Genomic DNA, 15,018 nt, shown 5'->3' with positions numbered 1-15,018 from the left:
CGCAGGGTGTCGGTGAGGTACGGCGCCCAGTTCCGGTTGCCCCAGTAGACCGGCAGGCCGAGGCCTGCCTTCTCGAAGTCGGCCCGGAGCGCGTCCAGCAGCGCGCGGTTGTGGGCGTTGATCGGGCTGACGCCGCCGAAGAGGAAGTAGTGCCGGCCCACCTCCTTGAGCCGCTCCTTGGGGATGCCGCGGCCGCGCGTCACGTTCTCCAGGAACGGGACGACGTCGTCCGGGCCTTCGGGGCCGCCGAAGGAGAGCAGCAGCAGGGCGTCGTACGGGGCGGGATCGTGCTGATCGGACATGGCACCGATCCTGCCACCCGGCACCGACGGCCCGGGGCGGGGGCGCGGTCCGTCCGGAATTCGGGGGTGACCCCGACGCTTCGAACCCTTAGGCTTTAGCCATTAATTACACGTGTTGACCGCGCGGCGGTCGGCACGCCGCGTCGCAGAGCCGGAGAACCCCTTGCCCAGTCCCTACCGCGCGATCTTCTCGGCGCCCGGTACCGCCTCGTTCTCCGTCGCCGGTTTCCTGGGCCGGATGCCGCTGTCCATGATGGGCATCGGCATCGTCACCATGATCTCCCAGGTCACCGGCCGGTACGGGCTGGCCGGCGCCCTCTCGGCGACGCTCGCGATGTCCGCCGCCGTGCTCGGCCCGCAGGTCTCCCGGATGGTCGACCGGTACGGCCAGCGCCGGGTGCTCCGCCCGGTCACCCTGGTCTCCATGGCCGCGGCCGCCGGGCTGCTGCTCTGCGTGCAGCAGGGGGCGCCGGACTGGACGCTCTTCGCGTTCACGGCCGTGATCGGCGTCGTGCCGAGCGTCGGGGCGATGACCCGGGCCCGCTGGGCGGGCATCTACCGGGGCGACGCGCGCTCGCTGCACACCGCGTACTCGTGGGAGTCGATCGTCGACGAGGTGTGCTTCATCTTCGGCCCGATCATCTCGATCGGGCTGTCGACCACCTGGTTCCCCGAGGCCGGTCCGCTGCTGGCCGGCGTCTTCCTCGCCATCGGCGTCTTCTGGCTGACCGCCCAGCGGGACACCGAGCCGGAGCCGCACCCCCAGCCCGCCGCCAAGGGCGGTTCGGCGCTCCGCTCCCCCGGCCTCCAGGTCCTCGCCCTGGCCTTCGTGGCGACCGGCGCGATCTTCGGCTCGGTGGACGTGGTGACCGTGGCCTTCGCCGAGGAGCGGGGCCAGAAGGCCGCCGCCAGCCTGGTCCTGGCCGTGTACGCGCTGGGCTCCTGCCTGGCCGGCGCGGTCTTCGGGCTGCTGCACCTCAAGGGCGAACCGTCCCGCCGGTGGCTGCTGGGCGTCTGTGCGATGGCCGTGAGTATGATCCCCCTCCTACTGGCCGGGAACCTGCCGTTGCTGGCCGTGGCGCTCTTTGTCGCGGGCCTCTCCATCGCGCCGACGATGGTGACCACGATGGCCCTCGTCGAGAAGCACGTACCGCACACCCAGCTGACCGAGGGCATGACCTGGACGGGCACCGGCCTCGCGATCGGCGTGGCGCTGGGCTCCTCGGCCGCCGGCTGGGTGGTCGACGCCTCGGGGGCGGAGGCGGCGTACGTGGTGCCCGTCGTCTCGGGCGCGCTCGCGGTCGTGGTGGCCCTCCTCGGCCACCGCCGGCTGCGCAGGCCGGTGCCGAACCGGGAGGGGCGAGATGAGCACGAGGACAGCGGGACCGACGGGGCCGGGGAGCGCCGGGACGGGCAGCCCGTGGCGTAACTGGGCGGGGAACGTCACCTCCCGTCCGGTGCGGGAGGTGAGCCCCGCCTCGGCCGAGGAGCTGGCCGCCGAACTCCGCCGGGCCGCCCGGGACGGGCTGCGGGTGAAGACGGTCGGCACCGGCCACTCCTTCACCTCGATCGCGGCCACCGACGGCGTGCTGGTCCGCCCGGACCTGCTCACCGGGATCCGGCGGATCGACCGCGAGGCGATGACGGTGACCGTGGAGTCGGGCACCCCGCTGAAGCGGCTCAACGTGGCGCTGGCCCGGGAGGGCCTGTCGCTCACGAACATGGGCGACATCATGGAGCAGACCGTCGCGGGGGCCACCTCGACCGGCACCCACGGCACCGGGCGGGACTCCGCCTCCATCGCGGCGCAGATCCGCGCCCTGGAGCTGGTCACGGCCGACGGGACGCTGATGACCTGCTCGGCGGAGGAGAACCCGGAGATCTTCACGGCCGCCCGGATCGGCCTGGGGGCGCTCGGCGTGGTCACCGCGATCACCTTCGCGGTGGAGCCGGTCTTCCTGCTCACCGCGCGGGAGGAGCCGATGCGCTTCGACCGGGTGATCGCCGAGTTCGACGAGCTGCACGCGGAGAACGAGCACTTCGAGTTCTACTGGTTCCCCCACACGGACAACTGCAACACCAAGCGCAACAACCGCAGCGCGGGCCCCGCCGCGCCGCTGCCGCGTCTCGGCGGCTGGTTCGAGGACGAGTTCCTCTCCAACGGGGTCTTCCAGGCCGCCTGCTCGCTCGGCCGCGCGGTGCCGCCCGCCATCCCGGCGATCGCCCGGATCTCCAGCCGCGCGCTCTCGGCCCGCACGTACACCGACATCCCGTACAAGGTCTTCACCTCGCCGCGCCGGGTCCGCTTCCTGGAGATGGAGTACGCGCTGCCGCGGGAGGCCGCGACGGCGGCGCTGCGCGAGCTGAAGGCGATGGTGGAGGGCTCGCCGCTGAAGGTGAGCTTCCCGGTGGAGGTGCGCACCGCGCCCGCCGACGACATCGCGCTCTCCACGGCCTCCGGCCGGGAGACGGCCTACGTCGCCGTGCACCTGTACCGGGGAACGCCCCACCACGGGTACTTCACCGCGGTGGAGCGCATCATGACCGCCCACGGGGGCCGGCCGCACTGGGGCAAGGTCCACACCCGGGACGCCGCCTACCTGGCGGAGGCCTATCCGCGCTTCGCCGAGTTCACGGCCCTGCGCGACCGGCTGGACCCGGACCGGCTCTTCGCCAACGACTACCTGCGCCGGGTGCTGGGCGACTGACGGGGGCTCACTCCGCCGCGCCGCCGGAGGGGGCGGCCGCGGGGGCGTCCCCGAGGGCCGGACCGGCGGCGGGCGTCTCGGTGGGGGCGGACGGCGTCTCGGGGGCCGGCGGGTCCGTCGGGGCCGTCGAGGGCTCCTCCGCGGGGTCCGTGCCGCCGTCGGCGGAGCCGGTCGGGTCCGGGGCCGGCGCGGTCGTGGCGCCGCCGGACGGCGTCGCGCTCCCGGAGTCCGGCGTGGTGCCGTCGGACGGGGTGGCGGTGCCCGTGCCGGGCCGCTGTCCGGTCTCCCCCGGCTCGCCCCCGCCGGTGGTGCCGGTCGGCGCGGGGGTCGCCGGCTCCCGCTCCTCCTCCCGCGTCGGCTCCGGGGCGTCCTGCCGGCCGGTGTCGCCGCCGCGGACCACGGAGCCGAAGGTGGTGGTGCCCTTGGTGCCGCTGAAGTCCTCGCCGGAGACCAGCTCGTAGGTGGTGATGCCGCCCATGGTGACGCCGAAGACGAGCGCGGCGGCGAGCACCGGGCGCCTCCAGCCGCGCAGCCGGGTGCCGTGGGTGGTGGCGGCGCCGAACTCCTCGTCGTACGGGAAGGGGCCGGCCGCGTCGGGGACGGTGCCGAGCATCAGGGTGTGGCGGTCGTCCGCCGGCGGCGCCGCGGGGACCTGACGCGCCCTCGGCTTGGCGGCGACGGTCACGTCCCGCATCTGCTCGCCGGTGCGCTTGAAGAGCTGCTGGAAGAGCGGGCCGCCGCAGGTCGCGACGACGCTGATCACGCCGGCGCCCAGGATCGTCCCGTAGACGCCGAGGGTGGAGGCGAGTTTGGCGGCGATGACGGCGGCGAGGGCGCTGCCGGCGACCTGGGGCACGCTCAGGTCGATCTTCCGCTTCGCCTCGGCCCCGGGCTCCGGGGACCCGCTCGCGGGGCCCGGCGTCCGTATCTCCGGCTCGTCCGTGTCGGTCGGCTGCCTGTGGCGCATCTCCACCCTCTGCTTGCTCATCTGTTCCACCGTGCACCCAGAAGGGACAACTGAGCGAAGCGAATAGTTCCGGTTCAGGGGGTTCTGTGAAGAGTGCCACGCAAGAGGATTGAGGGGTCGGGCCCAACTCCCGCGCACCCCGAGAAGTTGGGCGGCGTGCCGGTCCACCCGAGTGGCCCGAATGGAGTACATTGACGAACCCTGGGCCCGAACGCCTTCGGGCGCCCGGAAACAGAACCGCTACACAGTGTGACACCCAGTCACTATGGGTAGTGAACAGGTAACCGTGCCATAACGGCGGACCAGGGTCCACGCCCGACACGCCGGGCAACTCGGCAAGGTAGTGGCAGGCTGCACCCGGGCAGGCCACACTCGACTAGCGGAAGCAGCGACGCACGTGACGTCGGCAGGCACCACCCGGGAGGTCCCCATGCCCGAACTGCGTGTCGTGGCCGTCTCCAACGACGGCACACGACTGGTGCTCAAGGCTGCCGACAGCACGGAGTACACACTCCCGATCGACGAGCGGCTGCGGGCCGCCGTGCGCAACGACCGCGCGCGCCTCGGCCAGATCGAGATCGAGGTCGAGAGCCACCTCCGCCCCCGGGACATCCAGGCGCGGATACGAGCCGGTGCCTCCGCGGAGGAGGTCGCCCAGCTCGCCGGCATCCCCGTCGACCGCGTCCGCCGCTTCGAGGGCCCCGTGCTCGCCGAGCGCGCCTTCATGGCCGAGCGCGCCCGCAAGACCCCGGTACGCCGCCCCGGCGAGAACAGCGGCCCCCAGCTCGGCGAGGCGGTGCAGGAGCGGCTGCTGCTGCGCGGCGCCGACAAGGACACCGTGCAGTGGGACTCCTGGCGGCGCGACGACGGCACCTGGGAGGTGCTGCTCGTCTACCGGGTCGCCGGCGAGGTGCACACCGCCAGCTGGACCTACGACCCGCCGCGCCGGCTGGTCCAGGCCGTGGACGACGAGGCGCGGGCGCTGATCGGCGAGACCGACGACACCCTCGCCGCCGCGCCGGAGCCGAGCTTCCCCTTCGTGCCGCGCATCGCCCGGCTCCCCCGGGACCGGCCGCTGGACCGCACCCTGGACCGGCCGCTCGACCGGGCCCTGGACCGGCAGCTCGACCGGACCCCGCTGACGGCCTCGGCGGCGGAGCCGGAGGAGGAGCGGGACTCGCTCACCAGCCTCCTGGAGGCGGTGCCGAGCTTCCGCGGCGACCTGGTCGTCCCCGAGCAGCCCGACGGCGAGCCGTCCGACGAGGTCGAGGCGGAGGAGCCGCCGGCTCCCGCCGCCTCGGCCGGGGCGGGCGCGGCCTACGCCGACGTCCTCATGCCGCGCGCCGTCTCCGGCCACCGCGACCGGCTGCACGGCGCCACCGACCGGCAGGCGGAGGCCGACGGCGTCCGCCCGGGCCGCCGCGCGGCGGTCCCCAGCTGGGACGAGATCGTCTTCGGGACGCGCCGGAAGAAGCAGGAGTAGGACCCGTACGGAAGGGGCCCGCGCCGATCCGCTCGGCGCGGGCCCCTTCCGCGTCCTACCGCGGGTCCGGCCCCGTGGTGACCGGGCGGGACGGGTCCGAGGACCACTCCGACCAGGAGCCGGCGTACAGCGCCGCCGGAATGCCGGCGAGCTCCAGGGCCAGCACCTCGTGGGCGCCGGAGACCCCCGAGCCGCAGTAGACGCCGACCTCCGGCGCCTCGGCCGCGCCCAGCGCCGCGAACCGCTCGCGGAGGGCGTCCGCGGGGAGGAAGAGGCCGTCACCCGCCACGTTCTCCGTCGTCGGGGCCGAGTGGGCGCCGGGGATGTGGCCGCCGACCCGGTCGATGGGCTCCACGTCGCCGCGGTACCGCTCGGCGGCCCGGGCGTCCAGGAGCAGCCCCGAACGGGCCAGCGCCGCCGCCTCGTCCGCGTCGAGCAGCCGCAGCCCGCCCGGCTTCGGCGTGAAGTCGCCCGGTTCGGGCTCGGGGACCGCCGTCGACAGCTCCCCCGGCCAGGCCGCCAGGCCGCCGTCGAGCACCCGCACGTCCGGGTGGCCCGTCCAGCGCAGCAGCCACCAGGCACGGGCGGCGCCCCAGCCGAGCCCGCCGTCGTAGACCACCACCGGCCGGTCGGCACGGACCCCCGCCCGGCGCATGGCCGCCCCGAAGGCGTCCGGGTCCGGCAGCGGGTGCCGGCCGCCCTCCCCGGGCGGTCCGGCCAGTTCGGCGTCGAGGTCCACGTAGACCGCGCCGGGCAGGTGTCCGGCCTCGTACGCGGGGCGACCGGGCGGGCCCCCGAGGGTCCAGCGCACGTCCAGGAGGACCGGCGGCCGGGCTCCCGCCGACTCGCTCACGAGTTCGCTTGCGGAGATGATGGGCTTCATGGGGCCATCCTCGCGCAGCCGCGTGCGCGCCGGGGACGGACCCGGCGTCCTCCCGGAGGATCGCACCAGACGGGGTGCGACCGGGGCGCGCCGTGCGCGGCCCGGCGAAGCCACCGGCGGCGGGGCACGGTCCCGACCAGGTCCGAGGAGAGAGTGACGATGACCGAGGCCGCTCGGCGCAGCCCGGGCACCCCCTGCTGGGTGAGTCTGATGGTGCACGGGATCGACGCGACGCAGGAGTTCTACCAGGCGCTCTTCGGCTGGCAGTTCGTCCCCGGCCCGCAGCAGCTCGGCCCCTACGTGCGGGCCCTGCTGGGCGGGCGCGAGGTGGCCGGCATCGGACAGCTGCCCCCCGACCGGCACCTGAGCACGGCCTGGACCACCTATCTGGCCACCCCGGACGCCGACGAGACCGCCGAGTCCGTCCGCTACTGCGGAGGGACGGTCGCGGTGGGCCCGCTGGACGCGGGCGAGGCGGGCCGGCTGGTCATCTGCGCCGACCCCACCGGGGCGGTCTTCGGGGTCTGGGAGGCGGAGGCCCACCACGGCACCGCGCTCGCCGGGCCGGCCGGGACGCCGGTGTGGAACGAGCTGCTCACCTACGAGACGGCCACGGTCGGCAAGTTCTACCGCTCGGTCTTCGGGTACGAGGTCGAGCCGGTGGTCTCGGCCCACTCCGACTACGCCACCCTGCTCGTGGACGGGCGCCCGGTCGCCTCGCTGCACGGGGTGGGCGAGGCGCTGCCCCGGGACCGGGGCCCGCACTGGATGACGTACTTCGAGGTCGACGACGCGGACGCGGCGGCCCGGCTGGTGGCGGAGCTGGGCGGCCGGGTGCTGCGGCCGCCCCGGGACGGCACGGCCGGACGGCTCGCCCTGGTCGCGGACCCGGAGGGCGCGGTGTTCACCCTCGTGAGGTCCCGCGGCCGTTGACGGCGCTCCCTCCGGCGGCGTCCCCGGCCCTCCGGCGGCGTCCCCGAGCCCCCGCGGCGTCCCCGGCCCCGACCCCGGCCCCGGCGGCACCCCGGCCCCGGCGGCGTCCTCAGCGCCGGGTGCGGGCGAGGCTCCGGCGGAGCCGGGACGGGCCGGCCGCCGGGACGGGTTCGCCGCCCGGCAGGCCGAGCTGGGTGAGCCGGACGGTGCCGAAGTGGTGGGCGACCGCCGGGTCGTCGTGGTGCGCCGCGAGGTACCGCTCGGTCTCGGCCCGCAGGCCGGGGTGGCTCTTGTGCCGCATGCAGTAACCCACCGCCCTGACCAGCGGGGCGAGCGAGTCCGGGGCGGGGCCGGGCACGGCCGGCGTGCCGCCATCCTCCAGGGAGGGCACGAGGTGGTCGACCACCGTGAGCGGGATCCGGTTGCTGTTCTCGAAGGGGGTCAGCCGCTCCAGGAGTTCCCCGGTGCCGACGCGGGCGACGGGGATCCCGTAGTAGACGGCGGCGGTGAGCATCGCCGTGGAGAAGCAGCCGACGACGAGCCGGAGCCGGCAGCGCTCGTAGAAGGTCTCGGCGAGCAGCGGCACGTCGAGGACGGTGAGCCGCACCCCGGTCTCCTTGGCCGCCTGGCGCAGGGCGGTGGAGTAGCCGGCGGGGGCGGTGGGATGGGGCTTGAAGACGATGCTGCGGTGCCCGAGTGCGGCGGCGCCGCGGAGCATCCGCACGTGCAGTTCCTCCTCCTCCTCGACGGTGAGGAGGCCGAGCGCGGCGAGGTACTGGCCGAGGAGCAGCGCGGTCGGCCGGGCGGCGACGGCCTCGGCGACGGCCGGGTCCTCGCCGGCCTCGACGGCGATCTCCGCGAGGACCGCGCGGAAGGCGGCGTCGGGGACCAGCGCGGACGGGGTGCCGTACTCGGTGAGGAGCATCGGGGTCAGGCCGGGCACCAGGTCGAGGTGGAGGAGCCGGCGGATGCGGCAGGCCAGCGACTGGGCGACGTCGGTGCGGGTGGGGCCGTAGCTCATCAGCCCGTCGGCGTACACCTCGACGGCGCTCTCGGGGAAGCAGGCGCCGAGTGCCTTGGCCGGGTTGACCTGGATGGACTCCACGATCAGCTCGACGGGGGCGGTGCCGAGGTCCCAGGCGGTGCGCAGCACGCGCTGCCAGAGGGGGGCCTCCTCCGGGCGGGGGGCCCAGGCGGCCGGGTGGTACGGGTGGATCGTCTCGTTCCAGTCGAGGACGCCGTCGAAGCGGGTGGCGATCCGGGCGTAGCCGGTCATCGTCTCCAGGCGGAGCGCGGTCTCCGGGATCTCGGCGTTGTGCGAGAGCAGCAGGAGGCGGCGGGCGTCGCCGGGGGCGCCGTACAGTCCGGCGTCGATCGCCGCGGCGACGGTCGCGGCGCCGTAGAGGGTGGAGACCTGGAAGATCTGGACCGGGCGCGGGCCGGCGGCCGTGTCGGTGGTCATGGTCAGAGGGTCCTTCCGGTCTCGCGCAGGCTCCGCAGGAGGGTGGCGCGGGGGGTGTCCATGGTGGCGAGGGTCTCTTCGAGGACGTCCTGCGGCATGCGGTGCAGGGCGTCGGCGACGTCGGCGCGCAGCCGCTCGGCGACCTCCGGCTCGTACTTCCCGGCCTTGTTCACGTGGAAGGCGATCATGGCGCAGTAGGTGCGGACGGCCTTGGGCAGGAAGCGGTCGGCGTCGCGGTCCCGGGAGACCTCCTCCAGGAGGAGGTCGTAGGAGGGGATGAAGTCCAGCTGGCGGTTGTCGCTGATCTGGGTGAGCGAGGTGGTGACGCCGCGCCGGTAGAAGACGCCGTGCAGGGAGAGGGCGGCGTAGGTGCGGGCCTTGAGGTGGAGGCGCCAGACCCAGAGCCGGTCCTCGGCGGTGCGCAGCGTGGTCTCGAAGCGGGACGCGCCGTTCTCGAAGAGGGAGCGGCCGTAGACGCCGAAGGGGACGAAGGGGTAGTCGACCATCGTGATCATGCTGGCCGGGGCGATGCCGTCGCGGGGGTCCATGACGGCGTCGCGGACCTTGGCGGGGGCGTACTTGATGTTCCGCTTGCGGCCCTCGGCGAGGACGTGGTCGGTGCGGGCGAAGTCGCAGCCGAGGCGCTCCGTGGCGTCGACGGCGGCGCGGAGGTGGCCGGGGGCGTACCAGTCGTCGCCGTCGAGGAAGGTGACGTAGTCGCCGGTGGAGGCGTCGATGCCGGTGTTGCGGGCCTGGGCGACGCCGAGGTTGGTCTCGTGGCGGATGACCCGGGCGTTCGGGATCCGGTCCTTCCAGCGGTCGAGGACGTCCGGGGTCTCGTCGGTGGAGCAGTCGTCGACCAGGAGGAACTCGAAGTCCGGGTCCGCGTTGAGGGCGAGGCTGCGCACGGTGTCGGGGGCGTACGGCCCGACGTTGTGGAAGGGGACGACGACGGAGAGTTTGGGCACGCGGAGAATCCCCACACTGGATCGGAGGCGGACACGGATGGAATCGGGGGCGGCGCACGGAAGGCCGTGCGCGGTGGAGCCGGGGTGTCTTCCGGCTGTCAGGCGCCGGTACGGCGGGCAGCGTAATCGCCGTCCCGGCCGCCCGAACGAGCCTCGTGTGGACGGCCGGTGAACTCTTGCCGTCCCGGGTGCGAACCGTTCCGGGTCCGCCGGGCGAGGAGCGCGGTGGCGAGCAGGGCGAGGAGCGCGGCGCCTCCGACGGCGGCGCCGAGGCGGACGCCGGGGGGCCGGAAGGAGCAGCTCACGCGGGTCGCGCGGCCGTCCAGGGGGACGGCGAGCAGGCCCCGGTGGGAGCGGGCGGAGACGGATTCGGCGTCACCGGCCGCGCACCGCCAGCCGGTGGCGCGGGGCACGGCGACGACGGCGGTGCCGGTGCTGCCGGGGGGCAGTTCGGCGGTGAGGCCGTGGCCGGTGGCGGTGACGCGGGTGGCGCCGGTGGCGGTGAGCCGGGTGACGGCGGCGGCGAGGCGGGAGCGGTCGAGGCAGCCGACGGACTGGCGGGGCAGGGTGGGGCGTCCTTCGGGCAGCAGGTCGATGCGGATCCGGCCGCCGGGCGGGACGGTGCCGAGGGCGCGCATCGGGGCGCGGACGGCGGGCGGGCGGCCGTCGTAGTCGGCGGGGGCGGCGCCGGCGAGGGCGGCGGTGCCCTTGTATTCGGGTGCCCAGAGCCAGACCTCGGAGCCGGCCGGGCAGCGGGCGGTCAGGACGGTGCCGGCGCGGCGGACGGCGGGCAGGGTGTAGACGGAGGAGCCGAGGAGGAGTTCCTGGTTGCGGAAGGCGGAGTCGGCGGGGTCCACGGTCGCGTTCCCGGCCGGGTGGACGGTGACGAGCGGCGGTACGGGGGTGGTGGCGGCGGTCGCGCTGCCGCGGGGCGCGGCGTCCTGGCGCACCGGCTCGGTGGCCTCGGAGCGGATCCGGGTGCCGATGGAGAAGATCGCGTCGGTGACGGGGTTGTCGAGGGTCTCGGGGTGGCGGCCCTTGGCGTAGTGGCCGAAGCCGAGGGAGTCCAGGGTGCGGGAGGTGTTCTCGGTGGTGAGGCTGGAGTAGGCGTCGGCGCCCTCGCCGCCGAGGAGCAGGGGTTCGTTGCCTCCGGGCAGCGGGCCGGGGTCGGTGCGGTACGCGGGCCAGGCGTCGGCGCGGGCCACCTCGGCGGCCACCGCCCGCTGCCAGGTGCCGATCCGGGGCGCCCAGGCGACGTCGGCGCGCTGCTGCTGCTCGACGCGCATCCCGCTGACGGCGCTCTCCCCCGTCTGGGCGGCGAGCAGGACGACGGCTCCGGCGACGGGCAGCACGCGGGAGGCGGCGGGCCGGCCGGGGCGCGGGACGAGGGCCGAGGCGGTGAGGGCGAGCAGCAGGGCGGCGGCCGCGGCCGGGTAGCTCCAGGCGTCGATGTCGGCGCTGCTCCGGGCGGCGAGGGCGAGCGCCGCGAGGACGGCGGCGGCGCCGAGCAGGGCGGCCGGGCGGGGCACGCCGGGGGCGGCGGAGAGCCAGGCGGCGATCAGCAGCAGCCCGCAGAGCACGAAGGTCTGGCGGTACGGGTTGCCGTTGGGCGAGGCGCCGGCGTGCCAGAGGAGGTGGGTCGGACCCCACTGGAGCGAGAGCGTCACCAGGACGATCAGCGCCGTCCAGCCGAGCCGCACGCGCGGGGCGACGGCCCGGTTGAAGGGCAGCGTGAGGGCGAGGAGGAGGGCGGGCGTGCCGATGAAGAGGGCGGGCGTGTCCACGTTGGCGGTGGCGGGCAGGAAGCGGCCGAGCAGTTCGGGCCAGGAGGCGGGGGCGAAGACCGTCTCGGGCGTCGGGTCGGCGTACCGGGTCCCGCTGAAGACGACGAGGACGAGCGGGGCGGCGAGTCCGATGCCCAGGCCCACGGTCCGTCCGGCCCGGAGCAGGGTGGCGAGCCGCTGCCGGGCGGTGGTCCCGGGACCGGCGGTGAGCAGCCGGACGGCGAGGAAGAGGGCCGCGCCGAGGGTGGCCATGTAGGCGGTGTAGAAGTTGGCGGTCCAGGCGGCGGCGACGACCAGCGGTCCGAGCACCGGCCGGCGGCCGGCGCGGGTCCACTCCGCGACCAGGCAGAGCAGCGGGAAGGCGATCAGCCCGTCCAGCCACATGGGCACGGAGGCGCCGTGGTTGAAGGTCCAGCCGGAGAGCGCGTACGCGGCGCCGAGGAGCGCGGCGAGCGGCCACGGGCCGCCGGGTCGTCCGGCCGGGTGGAGCCGGATCAGCAGGGCGGCCATCGCCGCGCCCGCCGCGGTGATCTTGAGCGTGGTGATGACGTACAGCGCGAGTTCCGGCCGGTCGGCCGGGAAGAGGACGACGAGGAGCGAGAAGGGGCTGCTCAGGTAGGTGCCGATGTCGCCGAGGAAGCCCGCGCCGAAGCCGGAGTTCCAGTTGAGGAAGGCGTCGCCGTGGGTGTCGCCGAGCAGGAAGGCGCGCCAGTAGGCGTGGTAGGGCAGGTACTGCTGGCCGAGGTCGACGACGTTCCGGGTGTACGGGCCGAGGGGGTGGCTGCGGGCGAGCGCGGTGGCCAGGACGAAGACGGCGGCCGTGAGCAGGCCGGCCCCGGCGGGCGCGAGGAGCAGCGGGTTCCGGGCCCGGCGGGGGCCGCCCCGTGCCGCCTCCCGGTCGGGGGCGGGCGCGGGTGTGGCGGCGGGTGGCACGGGTCCTCCAGGGAGCACGGGGCTCTCGTCGATCACCCGCGGCGAACGCACGGCGGGACGAACCCATTACTCCTGGTTCGGGCGACCCGAAGTGGATCACCCGGCGATCTCCCGGCGGCCCCCGGGTGAACACCCGGTGTCACCCCCGTCGCCGGGAGGGACACCGGGCCGCGCCGCCGGTCCGCCGGAGGCCCGGCGGACCGGATCAGAGGACGTGGTTGTAGGCGGGCCGGCCGGTCAGGACGGGGCTCGCGACGCGGGGGCCGAAGGGCTTCCGGTAGTCGCCGGTACCGGCGTAGAAGTAGGCCGTCTTGTTCGGCCCGTACGCGAACAGGTCGGGGCGGCCGTCGTAGTTGGCGTCACCGATCCCGATGGTGTCGGTGTAGGCGTTCCAGCCGCCGCCGATCTGCTTGCGGGCCGCGAAGGTGCCGTCGCCCCTGCCGAGGTAGAGCCACAGCACGCCGTCCTTGTCGCGGGCGACGAGGTCACCGGCGGCGGCGCCGCCGATGTCGCCGGTGGCCGTGATCCGGTTGTAGACGCCCCAGCCGCCGGTGCCGATCTTCTTCCGCGCGGCGAAGGGCGCGGCCACGTTCCCGGTGTTCTTGTAGAACCACAGGGCACCCGCCTTGTCGGTGGCCACCAGGTCGGAGCGGCCGTCGCCGTCCAGGTCGCTGCCGCCGGCGAGCTGGGTGTAGGTGTTCCAGCCGCCGCCGATCCGCTTCCGGGCCGCGATCTTCATTCCGTAGCCGCTGTCCGTCACGTCGTACAGCCACAGGACGCCGCTCTTGTCGCGGGCGACGAAGTCGGTGGCGCCGGATTCGATGCCGCCGACGGTCTCGATCCGGTCGTAGACCTGCCAGCCGCCGCCGATCCGGTGGGGGTCGTAACTGCGCACCAGGGTCTTCCCGGCCGGGTCGTACTCGCTCGCGGCGAACCAGAGCACGCCCTGGGCGTCACGGGCCAGCAGGTCGGGGTTGCCGTCCCAGTTGAGGTCGTGCGGGGTGGAGAGGTACCTGCCGGCGGTGAAGCTGCCGGATACCTTCAGGTCCGGGCCGACGCCGTTCTGCGGGCGGGCCGTGAACGACCAGTCGTACGCGCCGGCCTCGGCGTCCTTGCCCATCGGGGACTCGGCCGCGATCTGGGCCCAGGTGATGCCGAAGGTCTCGTGGTCGTAGAGGTACTCGCTGCCCGCGGACTCCGTGTAGAGGTGCAGCGTCTTCGAGAAGGACTTGCCGGTCGCGCGGTGCGTGATCGTCAGGTCGACATCGGCGTTGTCGCGGGACAGCTGCCACTTGAGGGGGATCGAGCCCGCCAGGTCGTAGCGGTCCGGGAACCGCTGGCCGAGGTAGCGGAGCTCCACCGGCTCCCCAGTGGTGGCGACCATCCGGGCGGTCGGCCTGCCGTCCGCGCCGAGCGCGATCCGGAAGAGCCCGTCACCGTCCTCGACGCTGCCGCCGCGCACGAGCAGCGTGCCGTCGGGGCCGGGGATGGCCTCGCTGACGTAGTCGAGGAGCTGGAACGTCTCGCCCGTGGTCAGGGACTTCGCCGTGTACGGCACCACCGGGAGGACGTTGCCGAAGCCGTCCCCCTTGAGGGACGACGGGGTGCCGTACGTCAGCCACGAGCCCGTCAGGCCCACGGTGAGGCCGAGTCCCTGGCCGTCGTAGCCCGTGAACGAGGATTCGGTGCCGGTGGCGCGGTCCACGGTGACGATCTTCCCCTCCTTGCCCACCCAGGCCAGGTGCGTGGCGGAGACCGCGCTGTACTCCCGGAACCGGCTGCTGGTGAGCGGGGCGTTCTCGCGGGAGAAGACCGCCTTCGCGGTGGCGAGGTCGACCGCGGCGACGTGGGATCCGGTCGTGTCGCCCGTCCGGCGGTAGTCGACGAGGACGGAGCCGTCGCGGACCGGGGTGGCGTGGATGCCCCAGGCGTTCGCCGGGATGCCCTCGATCTTCCGCTGGGCGAGGGTGCCGCCCGTGCTGGTGACGAGGTGCAGCTCGACGGAACCGTCCGGCTTCGTCACCTCCGCCAGGATCGTGTCCTTGGAGACGGCCTTCACGTAGGTGGCGTTCAGCGGGCGCAGGTCCATCGTGACGGTCCGGCCGCCGTCGGCCATGTCACGGAGCTGGAGGACCAGAGAACGGGCGGGTGTCCGCCCCTTCCCGGTCATGATCACGTCCGTGCCGGAGAAGTCGGCCACCGGCGCGTCGATCGTGGTGGCCGAACCGTCCGCGAACCGGGTCCACTTGAACACCGGCCGGCCGCCCTCCCATCCGCGGGTCAGGAAGCCGGTCTTCCCGGCGGCGTCGAAGGAGAAGGCGTTCGCCGGGTAGGCGAGGGGCGCCGCCTCCGACCCCACCCCGGCCGACGCGGCGCGGGGCAGGGGAACGGCGGTGGCCGGAACCGCCAGGAGGCCCGCGCCGAGCGTGACGGCGAGGACGGCGGTGATCGCGGCGGAGACGCCCTGGCGGTTCGTGGATCCGGACATGAGAGGTACCTCCCCAGAAGCCAGTTGAAGGCGCATTCGTACCCGCGCCGTTCAGTCAGACTTCCGCCCGGACCGGAAGGTTGTACGGATCTGCGAAGTTCGGCCGG

Annotated in this window: 11 protein-coding genes; 4 read left to right on the top strand and 7 right to left on the bottom strand. The window is 74.6% G+C overall.

The genetic code is table 11. The features are described from left to right. A partial coding sequence (locus ACFW6A_RS34065; RefSeq protein ID WP_386645446.1) for a ferrochelatase occupies positions 1-302 on the bottom strand: 302 nt, incomplete at its 3' end. 163 nt (positions 303-465) lie between these two features. Here ACFW6A_RS34065 and ACFW6A_RS34060 point away from each other — a divergent pair. Then, positions 466-1,731: an MFS transporter gene (locus ACFW6A_RS34060; protein WP_351849385.1), complete on the top strand. Its 1,266-nt coding sequence runs from the start codon at positions 466-468 to the stop codon at positions 1,729-1,731. After that, the gene (locus ACFW6A_RS34055; protein WP_386645443.1) at positions 1,667-3,010 is read left to right on the top strand and encodes a D-arabinono-1,4-lactone oxidase; all 1,344 of its coding nucleotides are present in this window, start codon (positions 1,667-1,669) and stop codon (positions 3,008-3,010) included. The genes ACFW6A_RS34060 and ACFW6A_RS34055 overlap by 65 nt, the downstream gene beginning before the upstream one ends. A 7-nt stretch (positions 3,011-3,017) precedes the next feature. On the opposite strand, the gene ACFW6A_RS34050 is transcribed toward ACFW6A_RS34055, so the two are convergent. Next, a complete protein-coding gene (locus ACFW6A_RS34050) occupies positions 3,018-3,998 on the bottom strand; it encodes a hypothetical protein (protein WP_386484799.1) in 981 nt (326 codons plus the stop codon). Between the two features lie 409 nt (positions 3,999-4,407). On the opposite strand from ACFW6A_RS34050, the gene sepH reads away from it, so the two are divergent. Beyond that, entirely contained in the window at positions 4,408-5,460 is a 1,053-nt protein-coding gene (sepH, locus tag ACFW6A_RS34045) for a septation protein SepH (RefSeq protein WP_351849374.1), read from the top strand. Between the two features lie 55 nt (positions 5,461-5,515). On the opposite strand, the gene ACFW6A_RS34040 is transcribed toward sepH, so the two are convergent. Next, the gene (locus tag ACFW6A_RS34040) at positions 5,516-6,343 is read right to left on the bottom strand and encodes a sulfurtransferase (protein WP_386645440.1); all 828 of its coding nucleotides are present in this window, start codon (positions 6,341-6,343) and stop codon (positions 5,516-5,518) included. Between the two features lie 159 nt (positions 6,344-6,502). Between ACFW6A_RS34040 and ACFW6A_RS34035 the strand changes: the two genes are divergently transcribed. After that, on the top strand, positions 6,503-7,276 hold the full coding sequence (locus ACFW6A_RS34035) for a VOC family protein (protein WP_351849367.1): 774 nt from the start codon (positions 6,503-6,505) through the stop codon (positions 7,274-7,276). Between the two features lie 109 nt (positions 7,277-7,385). Here the strand turns inward: ACFW6A_RS34035 and ACFW6A_RS34030 are convergent, their stop codons facing one another. The 4 genes from ACFW6A_RS34030 to ACFW6A_RS34015 all read right to left on the bottom strand — a co-directional run bounded on the left by ACFW6A_RS34030 (position 7,386) and on the right by ACFW6A_RS34015 (position 14,911). Beyond that, positions 7,386-8,738 (bottom strand): polysialyltransferase family glycosyltransferase, encoded by a 1,353-nt coding sequence (locus ACFW6A_RS34030; RefSeq protein ID WP_386645437.1) that lies wholly within the window; start codon positions 8,736-8,738, stop codon positions 7,386-7,388. Positions 8,739-8,740: 2 nt separating this feature from the next. Next, positions 8,741-9,706 carry a glycosyltransferase family 2 protein gene (locus tag ACFW6A_RS34025; RefSeq protein WP_351849361.1) on the bottom strand — a complete coding sequence of 322 codons (966 nt, stop codon included), beginning with the start codon at positions 9,704-9,706 and terminating at the stop codon, positions 8,741-8,743. 98 nt (positions 9,707-9,804) lie between these two features. Continuing rightward, the gene (locus tag ACFW6A_RS34020; protein ID WP_386645434.1) at positions 9,805-12,423 is read right to left on the bottom strand and encodes a YfhO family protein; all 2,619 of its coding nucleotides are present in this window, start codon (positions 12,421-12,423) and stop codon (positions 9,805-9,807) included. A gap of 205 nt (positions 12,424-12,628) precedes the next feature. After that, positions 12,629-14,911 (bottom strand): FG-GAP repeat domain-containing protein, encoded by a 2,283-nt coding sequence (locus ACFW6A_RS34015; protein ID WP_386645431.1) that lies wholly within the window; start codon positions 14,909-14,911, stop codon positions 12,629-12,631. Between the last annotated feature and the right edge of the window lie 107 nt (positions 14,912-15,018).

Source organism: Streptomyces sp. NPDC058758 (assembly GCF_042746075.1).
Lineage (GTDB): Bacteria > Actinomycetota > Actinomycetes > Streptomycetales > Streptomycetaceae > Streptomyces.
This window is presented reverse-complemented; position numbering and strand designations above follow the sequence as displayed.

Excerpts from the sequence above, each read along its gene's own strand:
- ACFW6A_RS34055 (WP_386645443.1), top strand. The coding sequence starts at position 1,667 with ATGAGCACGAGGACAGCGGGACCGACGGGGCCGGGGAGCGCCGGGACG.
- ACFW6A_RS34050 (WP_386484799.1), bottom strand. The coding sequence starts at position 3,998 with ATGAGCAAGCAGAGGGTGGAGATGCGCCACAGGCAGCCGACCGACACG.
- sepH (WP_351849374.1), top strand. The coding sequence starts at position 4,408 with ATGCCCGAACTGCGTGTCGTGGCCGTCTCCAACGACGGCACACGACTG.
- ACFW6A_RS34040 (WP_386645440.1), bottom strand. The coding sequence starts at position 6,343 with ATGAAGCCCATCATCTCCGCAAGCGAACTCGTGAGCGAGTCGGCGGGA.
- ACFW6A_RS34035 (WP_351849367.1), top strand. The coding sequence starts at position 6,503 with ATGACCGAGGCCGCTCGGCGCAGCCCGGGCACCCCCTGCTGGGTGAGT.
- ACFW6A_RS34030 (WP_386645437.1), bottom strand. The coding sequence starts at position 8,738 with ATGACCACCGACACGGCCGCCGGCCCGCGCCCGGTCCAGATCTTCCAG.
- ACFW6A_RS34015 (WP_386645431.1), bottom strand. The coding sequence starts at position 14,911 with ATGTCCGGATCCACGAACCGCCAGGGCGTCTCCGCCGCGATCACCGCC.